General features: G+C 50.1%; 19 protein-coding genes. 9 read left to right on the top strand and 10 right to left on the bottom strand.

Features of this window, described 5'->3' with window-relative positions:
- The first annotated feature begins 29 nt into the window (after positions 1-29).
- Together B0E42_RS25700 and B0E42_RS25705 are read left to right on the top strand one after the other, a co-directional pair.
- The gene (locus B0E42_RS25700; protein WP_077508218.1) at positions 30-359 is read left to right on the top strand and encodes a hypothetical protein; all 330 of its coding nucleotides are present in this window, start codon (positions 30-32) and stop codon (positions 357-359) included.
- Positions 360-671: 312 nt separating this feature from the next.
- Positions 672-2,369, top strand: a complete 1,698-nt coding sequence (locus B0E42_RS25705) for an AAA family ATPase (RefSeq protein WP_077508220.1) — start codon at positions 672-674, stop codon at positions 2,367-2,369.
- A gap of 123 nt (positions 2,370-2,492) precedes the next feature.
- Here the strand turns inward: B0E42_RS25705 and B0E42_RS25710 are convergent, their stop codons facing one another.
- The 3 genes from B0E42_RS25710 to B0E42_RS25715 all read right to left on the bottom strand — a co-directional run bounded on the left by B0E42_RS25710 (position 2,493) and on the right by B0E42_RS25715 (position 5,820).
- Entirely contained in the window at positions 2,493-3,347 is an 855-nt protein-coding gene (locus B0E42_RS25710; RefSeq protein ID WP_077508223.1) for a DNA adenine methylase, read from the bottom strand.
- An 11-nt stretch (positions 3,348-3,358) separates the two neighbouring features.
- Positions 3,359-4,819 carry a ParB/Srx family N-terminal domain-containing protein gene (locus B0E42_RS30740; protein ID WP_139353223.1) on the bottom strand — a complete coding sequence of 487 codons (1,461 nt, stop codon included), beginning with the start codon at positions 4,817-4,819 and terminating at the stop codon, positions 3,359-3,361.
- A 641-nt stretch (positions 4,820-5,460) separates the two neighbouring features.
- Entirely contained in the window at positions 5,461-5,820 is a 360-nt protein-coding gene (locus B0E42_RS25715) for a DUF6124 family protein (protein WP_077508226.1), read from the bottom strand.
- 847 nt (positions 5,821-6,667) lie between these two features.
- On the opposite strand from B0E42_RS25715, the gene B0E42_RS31335 reads away from it, so the two are divergent.
- Positions 6,668-6,880 carry a hypothetical protein gene (locus tag B0E42_RS31335; RefSeq protein WP_218191463.1) on the top strand — a complete coding sequence of 71 codons (213 nt, stop codon included), beginning with the start codon at positions 6,668-6,670 and terminating at the stop codon, positions 6,878-6,880.
- Positions 6,881-7,046: 166 nt separating this feature from the next.
- On the opposite strand, the gene B0E42_RS25725 is transcribed toward B0E42_RS31335, so the two are convergent.
- Positions 7,047-7,406 carry a DUF6124 family protein gene (locus tag B0E42_RS25725; RefSeq protein WP_024616225.1) on the bottom strand — a complete coding sequence of 120 codons (360 nt, stop codon included), beginning with the start codon at positions 7,404-7,406 and terminating at the stop codon, positions 7,047-7,049.
- Positions 7,407-7,896: 490 nt separating this feature from the next.
- Between B0E42_RS25725 and B0E42_RS25730 the strand changes: the two genes are divergently transcribed.
- The 4 genes from B0E42_RS25730 (at position 7,897) to B0E42_RS25750 (ending at position 10,304) form a co-directional block, all read left to right on the top strand.
- Positions 7,897-9,120 (top strand): colicin E3/pyocin S6 family cytotoxin, encoded by a 1,224-nt coding sequence (locus B0E42_RS25730; protein WP_077508231.1) that lies wholly within the window; start codon positions 7,897-7,899, stop codon positions 9,118-9,120.
- 7 nt (positions 9,121-9,127) lie between these two features.
- Entirely contained in the window at positions 9,128-9,382 is a 255-nt protein-coding gene (locus B0E42_RS25735; RefSeq protein WP_077508234.1) for a colicin E3-like toxin immunity protein, read from the top strand.
- A gap of 379 nt (positions 9,383-9,761) precedes the next feature.
- A complete protein-coding gene (locus B0E42_RS25745; protein ID WP_077508240.1) occupies positions 9,762-10,040 on the top strand; it encodes a pyocin S6 family toxin immunity protein in 279 nt (92 codons plus the stop codon).
- 9 nt (positions 10,041-10,049) lie between these two features.
- Positions 10,050-10,304 carry a colicin E3-like toxin immunity protein gene (locus B0E42_RS25750; RefSeq protein ID WP_077508242.1) on the top strand — a complete coding sequence of 85 codons (255 nt, stop codon included), beginning with the start codon at positions 10,050-10,052 and terminating at the stop codon, positions 10,302-10,304.
- 37 nt (positions 10,305-10,341) lie between these two features.
- Here the strand turns inward: B0E42_RS25750 and B0E42_RS25755 are convergent, their stop codons facing one another.
- From B0E42_RS25755 to B0E42_RS25770, 4 genes are all read right to left on the bottom strand, one after another.
- On the bottom strand, positions 10,342-10,575 hold the full coding sequence (locus B0E42_RS25755; RefSeq protein ID WP_077508245.1) for a hypothetical protein: 234 nt from the start codon (positions 10,573-10,575) through the stop codon (positions 10,342-10,344).
- Positions 10,576-10,724: 149 nt separating this feature from the next.
- On the bottom strand, positions 10,725-11,420 hold the full coding sequence (locus B0E42_RS25760) for a hypothetical protein (RefSeq protein ID WP_077508248.1): 696 nt from the start codon (positions 11,418-11,420) through the stop codon (positions 10,725-10,727).
- A 61-nt stretch (positions 11,421-11,481) separates the two neighbouring features.
- Positions 11,482-11,967 (bottom strand): DUF3592 domain-containing protein, encoded by a 486-nt coding sequence (locus tag B0E42_RS25765; RefSeq protein WP_139353224.1) that lies wholly within the window; start codon positions 11,965-11,967, stop codon positions 11,482-11,484.
- 206 nt (positions 11,968-12,173) lie between these two features.
- On the bottom strand, positions 12,174-12,770 hold the full coding sequence (locus B0E42_RS25770; RefSeq protein ID WP_077508251.1) for a TetR/AcrR family transcriptional regulator: 597 nt from the start codon (positions 12,768-12,770) through the stop codon (positions 12,174-12,176).
- A gap of 147 nt (positions 12,771-12,917) precedes the next feature.
- Between B0E42_RS25770 and B0E42_RS25775 the strand changes: the two genes are divergently transcribed.
- Positions 12,918-13,334 carry a hypothetical protein gene (locus B0E42_RS25775; RefSeq protein ID WP_024616233.1) on the top strand — a complete coding sequence of 139 codons (417 nt, stop codon included), beginning with the start codon at positions 12,918-12,920 and terminating at the stop codon, positions 13,332-13,334.
- 77 nt (positions 13,335-13,411) lie between these two features.
- On the opposite strand, the gene B0E42_RS25780 is transcribed toward B0E42_RS25775, so the two are convergent.
- Entirely contained in the window at positions 13,412-13,780 is a 369-nt protein-coding gene (locus B0E42_RS25780; protein ID WP_077508254.1) for a DUF6124 family protein, read from the bottom strand.
- A 390-nt stretch (positions 13,781-14,170) separates the two neighbouring features.
- On the opposite strand from B0E42_RS25780, the gene B0E42_RS25785 reads away from it, so the two are divergent.
- The gene (locus tag B0E42_RS25785) at positions 14,171-14,575 is read left to right on the top strand and encodes a DUF488 domain-containing protein (RefSeq protein ID WP_077508257.1); all 405 of its coding nucleotides are present in this window, start codon (positions 14,171-14,173) and stop codon (positions 14,573-14,575) included.
- A 22-nt stretch (positions 14,576-14,597) separates the two neighbouring features.
- On the opposite strand, the gene B0E42_RS25790 is transcribed toward B0E42_RS25785, so the two are convergent.
- On the bottom strand, positions 14,598-15,237 hold a 640-nt coding region (locus B0E42_RS25790; RefSeq protein ID WP_218191464.1), incomplete at its 5' end, for a YopT-type cysteine protease domain-containing protein.

Genomic DNA, 15,237 nt, shown 5'->3' on the forward strand with positions numbered 1-15,237 from the left:
CCCCACCCAGTCACTAAGGATTTCACCCCATGGAATTGCTGCTGGAAACGGTCGCTCTTTACTCGCTCAAGCTGGCTTATGAGACAGAAGGCCACAGCCCGATTCTGCGGGATGATCCATTGATGGGCAGTTGCGACCGCGAGATCTTTGAGTTGTTGATACGGCGGGGGGATGTCCAAGGCATCCAAGCCAAAGTGGAGTGGTGTTTGGGATTGGCTCTGCTGGCGCTTGGAGGTAGTAATACGGTTTTGGGACGGGAGCTGCATCGCCTAGCGACGGATTTCAACGCGGCGCAGACGCTGGAACAACTTAATGCTCCGCTCATCGCGCTTAAGCATTATCTGAAGAATATTCAGTGAAAAGCTGAGCCGTAGCAATCTCCGGAGATAGAGCTATGTATTTGGCTCTCCCGTGCGAACACGCGCCCTCCAATCAAAACCTTGCTCATTTGCCGCATTCCCATAGGTTCTTACGAAAAGCCTGCCCCCTCTTTTTCTGTGGCCAATGAAAAACCGAAGCATTCAACCCACTGGTCAACTGCCGGAATGTGGGACCGGACCTACAGAAGGATTTGAATAAAACAGGGATGGCGATATGCTACCCCAGTAACCCCAACATTGCTTGCAGCGGCAAGACATCGATGGACCATACCTTTCAGGGATATTAGGAAAATGGCTTCGACACGTATTAAAAGCATCTTAATCAAGAAGTTTAGGGCTTTATCAGACGTAAATATCGAAATCGGAAGCAATATCACGCTGATTTGCGGGAAAAATGGAACATCAAAATCCTCAATACTCGGCGTTGCTGCCCAAGCGTTTAGCTTTGACAAAAACCCTATAGATGACTCACCGCTTAACTACAAAACCATTTCCGGGGACCCTTTCACATCTATCCCTAGCGAGCATTTTCGATTCTCTGAAAAATTTGACCCGCCTGGGTCGATGAATATTATTTTTGATATACATGACGGCTACACTGACACGGACACCACTCCCAACCTGGGACTAAACAAACGCAGTGAAAGCCCAATCGCTCGACCAGTACTTAGAAACAACAACACCGTAAAAAACAAAAAGAACACCAGCAGAAACTTAACTCACCCAGTTATATTCCTTAGTTTAAAACGCTTAATGCCAATAGCCTCAAGAGACAGTTACGAAGTTAAAAATCTTGCATACCTAGCACAAAACCACCAACGCTTCATACATCTTAACAACGAATTACTCAACAAAGAAACTAATACAGCGACAGCCACAGCAGGCACTTTAAAGTCCGCAGTAGCGCACGACAGCAACTACGACCAAGACTCTGTATCCGCGGGCGAAGACAACGCAGGCCAAATAATTCTGGCATTAATGTCATTTAGAAAACTAGAAGAAGACTACCCCGAATACAAAGGCGGTCTGCTTTTAATAGACGAAGCTGACGCAGGCCTTTTTCCTGCCGCACAGACAGCATTAATAAAAATACTAACCCGTGAAAGCGAAGACTTAAATTTACAAGTCATTATCACTTCACATTCACCAACCATGATCGAAAAAATTTACGACCTGAGCACAGTTTACCGTAGAAAATATAAAACCATCTATCTGAGCGACACTGAAGGGCAAATCAAGTCAAAAAGCGACATGTCATGGGTAGATATATATGCCGATCTAATGATTGAGACGGTACAACTAACACCAAACTTATCATTACCAAAAATAAACATTTACTTCGAAGACAAAGAAGGCTTTGACCTTTACAACCAAATACTAACGCGCCACCCAATAAAAAAACTAATAAACCCATTAAGCGATGTGTCCATGGGCTGCGCAAATTACATACATCTAACCAACCATAAAGTTCCGGAATTTTCTAAACACAGCATAATCATTCTTGACGGCGACGTACTCAAAACCGAAAAAATTCAGAGCATACTGCTGCTACCAAGTAAACTAGCACCAGACAAAATTATTTTTGAGTATCTCTATAATCTTCCTGCCAGCCATTCTTTTTGGACAAACGATCTGAGATTCACGAGAGCCGTCTTTACTCGAATCGCAAGAGACATCACGACCACCTTAAACATCTCAGGCGCAAATATAGACTTACTCAGCGCAGTCGACATTTACAACAAAAACAACCAGGCACACCAACAAAAAGAAAAACTACGAACAAAATTTAAAGATTTCTACAAAGATCCCGCCATACAAGGCCTACTAAAATCTCGCGATCCAAAGTTAAACATCTGGAAGTTATGGGTCACCGCAAATCAAGGTGAATGCAATAAATTCAAAATCAGCTTTATCAAAAAAGTAAAATCCACCCTAGAGAAAGGATTTGGTGTAGATAGAACAAAATTAGAGTTTATTCAGGACTTCTAGAAGTCACAGACCAAGTTACTCTCGACTTCAAGAAAGCGAGAGTAACTCCAAAACTTATAAGCTATTGCAGCCTACAAGGACAAGCCACAGTGTCTGCTGCAGCTATCAATACAAAACAAAACCTTATGCTGCTTGAATAACATTGGGCAAAGTAAGCACATCTGAAAAAAAAGCAACTTCTTGGCCCTTCATCTTGGTAGCGGCGCTGTATACTAAATCGATTTCTGAAACACGAAATCTTGAATACATTCTCCGTATTTCAACATGATCATCATACGACAACATCCATGGTGTCTTAATCTTACGAACAAGAATACTAATCCGCTCGTGATCATCAGGCTCATAAAAATTATCGTATAGACGCTTACCCTTTACATAGTAAGGTGGATCTATGTAAATCAAGGCATTTTTTAAACCTGCGCGATCAATACCATCTAGAAAAGCTTCAGCATCCAACTTATAAAGTGTAATCTGACTTGACCGCTTTGAAATTGCCACAATACGATCCACCAACGCATCCTTGTTGAATCGGGCGTCAATTTTATAGTTGCCAGTCTGATTATAACCTCCAATAACCCCACCATTTATAATTCCGGACCTATTGGTCCTATTCAGATAAAAGAATGCAAATCCTATCTCAAGAGAACTATAGTTTATATGATTTGTGAGTATTTCTCGCTGAGCATACCAAGTCGCCATATCAAGCTGACAATCATAAATCATACCCACGAAATGCTCAGTATGGTTTAGAACAGAATCCCAAAAGCTGAAAACCCCGACATTTAAATCATTAATGTGTATATGAGAAACAAAATCAGTTAATAGCAACTCTAGTGCAACTCCAGCCCCTCCCGCATAAGGTTCGACATAGTGCCCACCCATCATATTGTTTTCAGTCATAATGCTGCGAACAAGCCAGCAGAGCTTCGATTTTCCGCCTGGATATCTAAGCGGTGTATAAAATCTATTCGCAGCCATGACTATAATCCTTAAACCTGATGATTCTTGATCGCAACCCACAAAACCCTAAGATATTCTTCGTAGCACTTTTCCCAAGCTGCTTTTAATGAATCCATTGAATTTTGGTATCTGCCATGTAAAAAACTATGCAATGACTGCGGACTTGCAAAACTATTCGGATTTGCAGCTTCCCCACTAACTATTACATGTTTAAGCTCTTTAGAAAGTAGCTTTTTATCATGCAAATCAGTCGCACAAGCCTTGATCATATCACCAAATGAAATCTGACCAAAACTATTTTTCTTACCCTCAGCCTCAACATCAAATTTATCAATATATATTCGCGAGGATATTTCAACTAAAGCACGCGCAGCACAAGCAATAACCAAACCATGATCTGTCAACTTAAGGCTATCGATTTGATTGTATAGCTTATTACACTTAGATTCATGCGAAGGAATACTAAGCTTCCCTATAAAGAGTTTATCTCTTTGCGAAGGGTCAGGTTGACGACGGAGCTTAGGGAATAAACCATCAATAATTTTGTCATCACCTGTTTTTTCAGGAACAGGGTTCTCGCCTAGGGGTTTTGGTGAGCCCGTAAATGGGCTCACCGATGCCCCTCCACCCTCTTCTAGTCGAATTTTAGAATCAGGCAAAGGTACTGAAGCCTTATCTATTTTTAGTTGCTGAGCAGCTTTAGCGAGCGCTCTTTCTATGAAACTAGTTTTATCTTCATCTGCATACACTCCCTTAACCTTAAAATCAGGCTGAGAGAACTCTTCCAAAATATTCGCCAAGACTCTATCAAATATATGCTTTGGTAACGTTTTTATGATCTGCCGATCTTTACTATAAGAAACCCCTAAAGCTTTCTTAAATTGCTCACTTGGCACCAATCGATCAAGGTTTGTAATCTTCTCATTAAGTCTAGCAGCTTGTTGGTCGGTTATTAATTTATTGGCCTGAGCATATTCAATGAACTCTAATGAGCGCCAATACCTAGCGGTCCCTGTTTCATTTAAATCATGACGTCCTTTTTCAGCCGCTCCCCAAGTAGAGGTACCAGCCCCGCCCTGCAACCCTAAATGACGAAGTCCCATCATCCACAATACGCGAGCGCGGTCCTTTGAGACGACGCAATCAACCTCAAATAACAAATTATCACTTATTGAAACACTCTCTATCCGACGACGAAAGACAGGATCCTCACATAACGCAGGATTAAAAAGTAGTTTAATTGCAGCAAGACGACGATTCCCTTCTTTTACGACAAACTTTCCTTTTGATTTCGGCAACGGCATTACCAGAACTCGCTCAATTTCACTGAGCCCGTTTTGCGCAATACTTCGCATCAACGTTATCAATTTACTCCCAAGGTGTTCCACGTGCCAGTTGAGTATCTCTCCTTGACCGTTAATTATATCGTGACGAGGATTCTCCTCATCCATAAGGATATTATCTATATGAATCACTAAATTATCAGCCACATCCCCTCCCTAAGCGCTATGATCAAAACCAACCAACACATACCCAGCCCAAAGCAACTCAAAACGTAATACGCCACCCTTAAATTTTTTTACTACCAAATCGCCACTTCCGCACGTTATTAACGTCATCCACAAATGCATCTTCAGCTCAACTCGAAAGCAACGACCATTATAAGTAGCCGAATACCCCCCCCTTAAGAAAGCACCTATAACTATTACGGTGTGATATTAAGGATATAAAACTGAGGAATTTAAATAACGAAGCATGGGGAAAGTGGGGAGTTAGCATAGGTCACATCCTTATGTTGGGTGGGCTAAGCCGGTTGCAGCTTTCGCTATGAAGCATTCGGATCATCAGTTTCCCTGTCTGACTGATACGCTCATAATGAGTACAGACTATGCTGGCCGTTTGGTATCGGCAAGGGTTTCAGTCAATTTATTGAGCCGCGACTCGATCGCTAGGGCGCACTTCTTTTCTTCGCAACGCTTATCTCTCCTGGCGCCTCTCGGCCATACGGACTGAGCCCCGGCTTCCAAGCTAAAGACGCAAACCGCCTTATGGCGCAAATTTGCGCATCATAAAAAAGGTCTTGCTCTGCAAGACCTTTTTAGCCCGTTAGAACACGGGTTATCCGACAACCCTACCTCACCTCAACAATATCCAAAGCCCGATTTGCCAACAGCTCACTCACCTCAATCACCTGCAAAATCCCCAACGCAACCCGCCGCCTAGACCCATCCAGATCAAACGCCAAATCACTGATCATGACATTCGCAGAAGTCAGGTTCTCACTAAGGTTCGCAAGTAAACACTCAGAATCCACCGCCGGATCAATCCGAAAAATCGAGTCGGACTTGTCAGACGTTTCGCCCTTAGGCTTGGGTTTCAGGTAGTAATCCAACGCGCGGGTGGCCGCGTCGTCGAGCTTTCTGTTTCGGGCAGACTGGGCACGAGATGTGGGTTCGTCTGTAACTGGTGGATTCGGTGTAATTTTGACCATAGCCTTAGCTCTCTTTGCTTGAGGCTACTTCCCGTTCGCGACTAAACGATTGGGAGGCAGCTGTACGCAGGTTAGTCGACCGACGAGCTAAGAAATCGGCGCGCCCAAGGGCGCCCTGCGCACAGCCACCATCGAGTGCAGGGATGGGGATTCCTGACTGATGGACGCTTGAGCGACTTAGCAACGACGGGCGACTAAACCCGATCACTGATGAGCAGTGACAGGTCCCAAACTACCGACGCAATCCAAGGCGAACAAGCCGGCGGATTCTGGCGTAGTTGTAGGCAAAGGCGCAAGGCGACGTCGGCTGACGAGTTGCGGGCGCCCAGTGACTGACAGCCACGACTGACACGCCTACCTTTTCTCTGGGGCAGATTGGCATACTGTCGAAAGACTCCCAAAAACACCCATCCAACCACATGAACCACGCTGCCTTCCGCCAGGATGAATACGCAGCACATCGTGATGACTGCCGAGACTGAACATGCCATCCAGCCCAGCATCAAACCTTGCATTTTCCACGGGTTCGATCACGACTGCCCTCCCGTCTGATCTTTCGCTCAGGGCTGAGGGCCTATACCAAATATTAGGAAACACCAGCCTAGCAACACACCCAGGCATTGAGATCAAAGTATGCGGCGAGGATTTAGTCATTCCCTATCGAATCCATCATGAGGGCGATGAGCAGGAATATTTACAGCTAAATGGGCTCCAGAGCGTCATGTACTCTTGCGTCCTGACAAGGCATCACGATGGCCATATCAGACACCGACAGCTCAAGCAAATCCTGTCGGTGTCAGAGCCCTGGGTCGTCCCATTCGTGATGCAGCTTACTGGCGAGTACGTAATGGAAATACTCGATACCTGCGAAGCTCATCTGCCAACACTCAATCAGGAGCTGTACGGGGATTTCATCAAGGACAACCCGAAATATTTCAAAGCGCTACAGGATCGGATGATCAGCTACTGGGATTGCTACTACCGCCACCTGTATAAGTACCGGCAAGACTACGTGGGGTTTCGGTTGTTCGAGCACTTTCGCACGCTCGCAAGGGAATAGATGGTAAGCCAAGGCACGTTAGCGTGTATCCCCGCATTGATCCCTAACTGCAGAATTCGTCTACAAGGCACGGTTTGTATGGCATGTACGAGTTTCCCTCGGGCACAAAAAAGGCCTTGCTAGGCAAGACCTTTTTCCGATCCGGGCGGCATGTAGCGCTGCTGCCCTACCTCACCTCAACAATATCCAACGCCCGATTCGCCAACAGCTCACTCACCTCAATCACCTGCAAAATCCCCATCGCAACACGCCGCCTCGACCCATCCAGATCAAACGCCAAATCACTGATCATCGCGTTCGCCGAAGCCAGGTTCTCACTCAGATTCGCAAGCAAACACTCAGAATCCACATTCGGATCAATCCGTAAAATGGAGTCGGACTTGTCAGACGTTTCGCTCTTAGGCTTGGGTTTCAGGTAAAAATCCAACGCTCGCGTGGCAGCGTCATCGATTTTCTTGTTGCGGGCAGACTGAGCACGGGAGACGTGTTCGTTCGTATCGGGAGGGTTCGGAGTATCTTTTGCCATTATCTTGTTTCCTGTAGTTGGAGCCATCACCCACTCGCGACTAAACGATGGGAGGCAGCTGTACGCAGGTTAGTCGACCGGGGAAACAAGAAACCGGCGCGTCCGAGGACGCCCTGCGCACAGCCACCATCGAGTGCAGGATGGGAATCCCGACTGGATGACGCCTTGCACAACCTGTTTCACCCTGGGCGACTAAACCCGATCACTGATGAGCAGTGACAGGTCCCAAACTACCGACGCAACCCAAGGCGGACAAGCCGGCGGATTCTGGCGTAGTTGTAGGCAAAGGCGCAAGGCGACGTCGGCTCGCGAGTTGCGGTTGCCCACTGACTGACAGCCCCATCTGACACTTCACATTGTTCCGGCCCCACATAGCCAGCCCTACCTGTTTTGAGGAAACCGGAACGACCACTTCAAGAATCCTCCTACATCGCGCCCCTCTCTTCCCGCGTTAGCGTCTGCGCTGCATTTAGCGGACGAGATTCACTACGTGGCGACACGCAAAAAAGACATCCCCCAGGTTCGAAACCCGCCCGGCGGCGACGGGCATCACGTCACCTATCGGGACATGACCGCCAGCGAACTGGCCGAGCGCGAAGCCCGGCAGTTGGCTTACGAAGCCATGCTTGCCCGGCAGGCAGCCTATGAACGAGAGCGCTGGGCCACGGTGGATAAAAAGCCCGTATTCAGCGTGACCGGAAGTGTGTTTGCCAAGAGCTGCAAGCTCCCCAACGGCATCATCGATTACAGCAACCCCAGCGGCTACGTCCCGGCGGATCTGGTCAAGCAGTACGGCGAACTCATGTGGCTCGGCGGTCGCAGCGCCGATCCATCCGGCACGATCCCCCTCAAGCGGATCGGCGCTGGCACGGTTCCCGTTACCTTGGGCAGGCTCGCGCTGGGCGGTTCGGCGACTTCCTCGGCTGCAGTTGCTGGCGGCACCGTCGGCGCTGCCCTGCTGACAGGTATCGTTGCCCTGCTCTGGCCGTCCAATCTGGGCGATAGCGCACTTTATAGCGAAGACCAGCTACGCGACCTCAAGCAGGCCCGCAGCCGCATGCGCCTGAGCGTCGAGCAGCAGGCCGACGGCAGCCTCAAGGGGTATGGCTTCTATACCGGCCAGCATCCCGATTGGGAAATGGTTGATGTTGTTCAGTTCACGTCGCGAGCCGATCAGTTCATCGCCGACCTGGGTGATGGCATCGAACTGATCTGGACGCCGGCTACCAATCCGGCTGACACCCTCGGCATTCCCGCCCTGGAAGCTGCGCCCCAGGCACCGCCTATTTGGATCTACCCGCCGACGCCGATGGCCGACAGCATCATCGTCGATCCGATCTATCCGCCGGAGTACAGAGATTTCATTCTGGTGTTTCCGGCGGATTCGGGGGTTCGGCCGGTTTATGTCGTGGTCTCTGTCAGGCGAAGCGGTAACGCCGACCATGACTATCATCCAGCACCAGAGACCGAAGAAATTACCGGCTTTTCAAATCTCAAAGAGGTAAAAAAGAAAACACCAAAACAAGGAGGGGCTGGACTCAGAGAACGTTGGGCTGATCCTAAAGGAAGGACCATTTATGAATGGGACTCCCAACATGGCGAGCTAGAGGTATATCGCGCAAGCGACGGAAGTCATTTAGGCGCGTTCGATCATCGGACGGGAGTGCAAGTAGGTAAAGCTAGAAAAAACCGCAACATCAAAAAATATTTGTGAGGATTCGATGGGCTTAAAAATAAGATTGGATTGGTACGACAAAAAAACCGAATTGGGCGAAGGCAAAGAATATTCGAACGACTTGGGGGATGATTTGTCAGTAATCACCGCGCTGGATCTGGAAAGCGAACCCGAAATATATGACGGGGGCTTTGATGTACGCGCCGAATGGATACCTATCATCCAACCCTTCTTTGGGCATTCAATCGCCCCAGAAAATTTCGATTATCAAATTTCATTTCGGTACCGAGCCAACTGGTAAAAAAACTAGCCATCTCCCATCAAAACATTTGTACGTGGCGGCGACGTAAAGCGTTGAAAATGGGAGGACCCTAAAGGCAAGTTTTATGAATGAACTCACGGCACGGCGCTATAGGATAGCCCCATGAAACACAAAATAATGGGAGCATTAGACGGCGACGACTTTGCCTCATACGAAAATATGCTCTGCATTGACACTCAGACTCTAGCAAAAATAATGAATTGGACCGAAGAGGAAAGTTATTTTTACGACTACGCATTGAACACATCTCAAATTGAAGCACTGGAAGGTTCGTGCTCAATAGAGTTACCACGAAACCTGTTGCTTTTTTTAACCAGCAGCAACTAATTCACTAAAAGGCATCAAAAAGAGGGATACCATGCGTTACTTCTCAATAACAGGCTTCTATCCAGACGACAAGAAAGACGATTCACTGCAGTTTGAGATTTGCATAAAAAACGCCGAGCAAAACGAAGCGCTAGCCCAGATAACTGAAGCAAAACCATTCAACGCTGTTGAACCAGGAGAGCTGGAGATAACGGAAGAGCAACTCAAAAAAATAGAAAAAACACTCGACATGAAATTCCCTGCCGGACTGGAATATTTCATCGGGACTAGCGCCGACACCCCTTCAACCAAAACCAAATCAAAAAGCTGAGCGAGCCAAATGGGACTCAAACTCAGACTTGAATGGTTTAGCAAGCAAACCGAATCCTACGAAGGAGAAGAATATTCAAAAGACTTGGGCGAGGACGGCACTGTCATTGACGCCTTAGGGATTCCAATCGAAAACAACATAAATAACGGAGGCTTTAATGTCCCACAAGAATGGATAAAAATTCTCCAACCTTATTTTCAGCATTCAATTGATTGGCCCACCTACGTCTATCAGGTCTCCTTCGATTATCGAGACAGCTGGTAGGCACGGAGTGAGTGGTCAATTAAAGAGGAATACAGACTCACTCCACATACCGTGCCCGGCTAAAAAACAGTGCCGCACCGATAGCAATAGCACTGGTTGAAGCGATACCCACATCAAAACCCGAGATGAAAGATGGCAGCGCAAAAATACTCGCGAATCCCAGCGCAAGCAGGGTTATGCCGAACCATTTCCTGAGGCCGTAGGATTTCATATAGAAGAACAACAGCAGGAACACTGCGTATGCCAAAGCGTACAGGCCATATTCGCTCATAGTTCTAGCCGCCTTGAGAACTCATTCGTTGGGTGTTGAGTAAATCGCCCTGCTGCCGGGTCAAGGGTTTGGAAATCCCGACCATCATTTGGCATGGGTAAATCCTTGACGAGCATTTTGTCGTAGAGCACTCCGGTTTGCCTGTGCCGTTATCGCTTCAGGTCTTCAATCAGCTTACCTACCGCTAAATCAGCCACCCGGGAAAACACCGCACGCGCAGCTTCAGGATCGGTGGCGTACTGCTCCGGGGTGTAAGCGATGGTGTTGCTTTCATTGAATACCGAAATGGTATTGAAGTTGCGCCAAACCGAGGTGCCGCTGCGTTTCATGGAGGCGTTGACGCCAATGACGGGGTAAAGCACGGTGCTGTAGTTTTTCAGGCTAAGCCCCCACTGCGCGACCATGATTTCAACGTCAGCGTCCGCTCTCTCACCTTGCGCCACGAGGGTGAACAACCCCTCTTGCTTGATGCGCTTCTCGAAGCTTTCACGCACCAGCTGGCCCACATCGATACCGTGAGCCTGCATGTTGTTCAGAATGGCCTGGGAAACATCTACCGTCGCGCCGTCGGCCGCCTTAGTGCCCGCGACCGATCCGGCGCCCGCCAATGCGCTCGTGCCGGCGCTCGATGCCCCGGCGGCCATGCCAGTCGCTGCGCCTGCTCCGGCCCCCAGGCCTGCACCCCACGCCTGAGTCATGCTGGTGTATTGGAAGTTTTCTACCGCAAAGTACACGGGAAGGATCTTGATCGTTTTGATCTGGTGGCGGTCTTCAACGCTCAAAGACTTGGTTACACACCCGGACAGCAGGACGAGCGAAAGCAACGCGAGGATCAACTTTTTCATGGGTGGGAAAACCGATTACCTGGATGAATGAGGGCTCTGGGCATCATGACCGACAACCGTTTCAATAGAAGCGGTCTTCTTCCTTCATGCGATAAATGCTTCCGAAGGTCATGAAGGAGATCCCGAGCAATACCAATGTCAGCAGCACCCCGCCAGCCATGACGAAGAAGCTGGCGCGATAAGTGTGTAGCTCGGTGGCGATGCTGCTGACCTGGGGGAGCCAACGTGAGTACAGCAGGGGAACGTCACCCCCTACTTCGTACTGATCATGTTCGTTATAGCGTTGGTCCACGTATTCATCTTCATGGACCTGTTGATCACCGTCGGTATACCGGTAATGAATGATGATGCCGTTTTCATTCATCGGGATGCTTTCCAGTTGCGTCACGGTGCCGTTCACCTCGACAGCGCTCCACCGAATGGCCCCATAAATGGACCCTGAGTGTTTTGCCAGGGAGGCTAGAAATAGCAGTACACAGCAAGCAACGGTAAGCAGGATTATTCGGTTATAGAGATGATCTTTTTCAGCTTCGCGTGGGTAAAACATGCTCCGGTCCTTCGGTGATTTTTTCGTAAACCTATCGGCGTCCGGACCAGGGCGCACAAGCCGGCGGATTCTGGCGTAGTTGTAAGCAATGGCGCAAGGCGATGTGGGCTTGGGGTTCTGGTCGCCCAACGTCTGACGGTCTAGCGACTGGTATCTCTCAGACAATCGACCCATTCAGCATTATGGAACGGCTCTTGCGCGCCAGCTCAAGCCAGCTCGCGACTGTCTCGATAACGATTCCCAGACAGTAATGTCTGCGCCGCCGCGGCTGCGATTTTTTCCGCCACTGCCGGATCGGCTACCGCTCGAGCGAGTGTTACGGCACCAACCAGCGTGGACAATGCGAACATGGCTTCGCCTATGTCGGCAGGAGCGTGCTCCGACGTGGGGCCGGCCACGATCAAGGCGGCGACGTTGAGCAGTTCAGCCTCAAACTCCGCGCGTGAGTTGGGATCAGACCTGGAAATTTCTGACGCTAGACTCTGCAGGGCGCAGCTCTCGGACAGTTCGCATTTACGCTTCTCTCCCAAGTAGAAACACACGAACTCAGGCCACCAGGTGTGCCCGTGTTGGCCTTGGAAGTGGCGCACACCCTCCTTGAGTTCAGCCATCCCCTGTGCGACCGACTCACGAAATGCAGCAGCCTTGGAGTCGAAGTGGGCATAGAAGGCGCCGGACGTAACGCCTGCTTCCTTTGCCAAGCCATCCACACCAATGCCGCCAAAGCCAGCTTTGCGAAAGCCACGGCCAGCGGCGTCAAGGATTCGTTGACGTGTCTGCTGCTTTCGTTCGGATCGAGACATGCATACCTCTCTACGGGATTCCGGGTGAGTGAATCCAGATTGTACTTGGCAATGTAACGATCGTTATGTAAATTAAAATAACGATCGTTATTTTACGATCGATGCGGTCGCCGATGCGACGCAAACCTCGCTTACAGGAGTATGGAAATGCCTCTCACCCTTACGCTTACTGAAGGTGTCCTGCCTAAAGGCAGCGAGAAAATTGCTTTCGCCCAGCTGTCTGACGCGATGCTGAAGTGGCATGGCCTGACCGGCAACAAGGCCATGACCCCGAACATCGTCGGTTCCATTCATGTTTTGACCGCAGAAAACACCTTCTCTGGCTCCGCCGAAGCGCCTGTGGCTTTCATCGAATGGAAGGTGCCTGCCTTTGCATTCGCCAACCGCGAAATACAGATTGGCTACATTGAGGAAGTAACCAACATTATCCATGAGATGTCCGGCGGTCAGCTGCCCAAGACAAACATCTGGGTCAACATCGTGCATGCCGTAGATGGCGCTTGGGGTATTGCTGGCAAGGCGATGACCAATCAGCAACTCGGTGAGGCCATCGCAAGGGGTTGATCCGACTTGAGGCAGTGAAAAAGGTCTTGCTTGGCAAGACCTTTTTTTGACCGAAGGACAGGTTTTACCCGCAGAACCTAGCTCACCTCAACAATATCCAACGCCCGATTAGCCAACAGCTCACTCACCTCAATCACCTCAATCACCTGCAAAATCCCCAACGCAACACTTCGCCGCGAGCCATCCAGATCAAACGCCAAATCATTGATCATGGCATTCGCCGAAGCCAGGTTCTCACTGAGATTCGCAAGCAAACACTCAGAGTCCACACCCGGATCAATCCGAAAAATGGAGTCCGACTTGTCAGACGTTTCGCTCTTCGGCTTAGGCTTCAGGTAGTAATCCAACGCTCGCGTGGCAGCGTCGTCGATTTTCTTGTTGCGGGCAGACTGAGCACGAGAGACGTGTTCGTTCGTATCGGGGGGATTCGGAGTATCTTTTGCCATCGTCTTGCTTCCTGTCATTGGAGCCATCACCCACTCGCTGCTAAACGAGGGGAGGCAGCTGAACGCAGGTTAGCAGACCGGGGAAACAAGAAACCGGCGCGTCCGGGGACGCCCTGCGCACAGCCACCATCAAGTGCAGGATGGGGATTCCTGACTGGATGACACCTTGCACAACCTGTTTCGCCACGAGCTGCTAAACCCGATCACTGATGAGCAGTGACAGGTCCCAAACTACCGACGCAACCCAGGGCGCACAAGCCGGCGGATTCTGGCGTAGTTGTAGGCAACGGCGCAAGGCAGTGTCGGTTGAGCGCTTTGGACGTAGGACCTGGTCCCGCAATGGACGTCGGCCTATTCTGACGCGGTCCCCTCTTCCACAGGCAGGCCTCCATGATCCAGTGCAAACGCGCCTACGAAACAGCCAGCGCCGAGGATGGCGTGCGTGTTTTGGTGGACCGCTTGTGGCCGCGCAATTGTCGCAAGGACGAACTTGCCATAGCCGAGTGGCTGCCGGAGGTCGGGCCTTCCCATGAGTTGCGCAAGGCATTCAAGGCGGGGGCTGTTTCGTTTGAGCAGTTCAAAGTCGCCTATCGCAAGGAACTGGCTGCGCAGCCGCAGTGTTGGTGGCGGTTGGTGGATGTTGCACAGGACGGCCACCTGACCCTGGTGTATGCCGCCAAATCCACGGTCGAGAACAATGCCGTGGTGTTGGCTGAATGGTTGGAGGATGAGGTGGAGAAACGGGCAGACGCGAGTTCACCGGTTTGCTATCGATCCGAGTTTCCGGGCCATTGACGTCAACTGAATTCATCGCCGATCAGTGCGGTGCTGCGGCTCCTTGGAACGCACCGAATCCATCATCGTGATCAAACTCCAACAGGTAGCTCTCGGTCACATGCCCGCCGGGAGCGACGTAGCTCGCCAACAGCGCGTGCAGGTCGTTGCACAGGTCGGTTCGCGATTGATAGGCGCCGACGCCGTAGTTGGGATCGAAGAGTCGCCCCGTCTGGCCGTCGTCAAAGGACGCTGCGATGGCGTGACCACCGCCGCCCTCCGGGCCATCGACGTAGTAGAACGAAATAATGAAGTGATGGGCTCCGGGCCGCTGGAGGATGTCGAGGATGATGTGGCTGGCGACCCCGCCGACGTAGCTCACTACTCTGCTCGGAGCGCGCCCGATGATCGACTCGGCAGTGTCCTCCAGTGCAATGCTCACACCGAGAAACATATTGGCAGTCAGCCCCTGCTGCGCATCGGCGATCGCCTCCTTTCTGGCCTGCAACGCGTCGAAACAGTCATAGGGCGCACCGATATCGACCCAGAGTGTACTGAAACCGAAGCACACGCCCAGGCTATCCCCGCCATACCAGGGAAGCCCTCCGCCGAATAGAGTGCCTTGGCCTTCCCATCTTCTGTTCTGGTGTGATCGGGGGAAGGTGAACATGGGGGCTTTCTCC

Origin of the sequence: Pseudomonas sp. A25(2017) (assembly GCF_002001065.1) — a bacterium.
GTDB classification, from domain to species: Bacteria; Pseudomonadota; Gammaproteobacteria; order Pseudomonadales; family Pseudomonadaceae; genus Aquipseudomonas; species Aquipseudomonas kilonensis.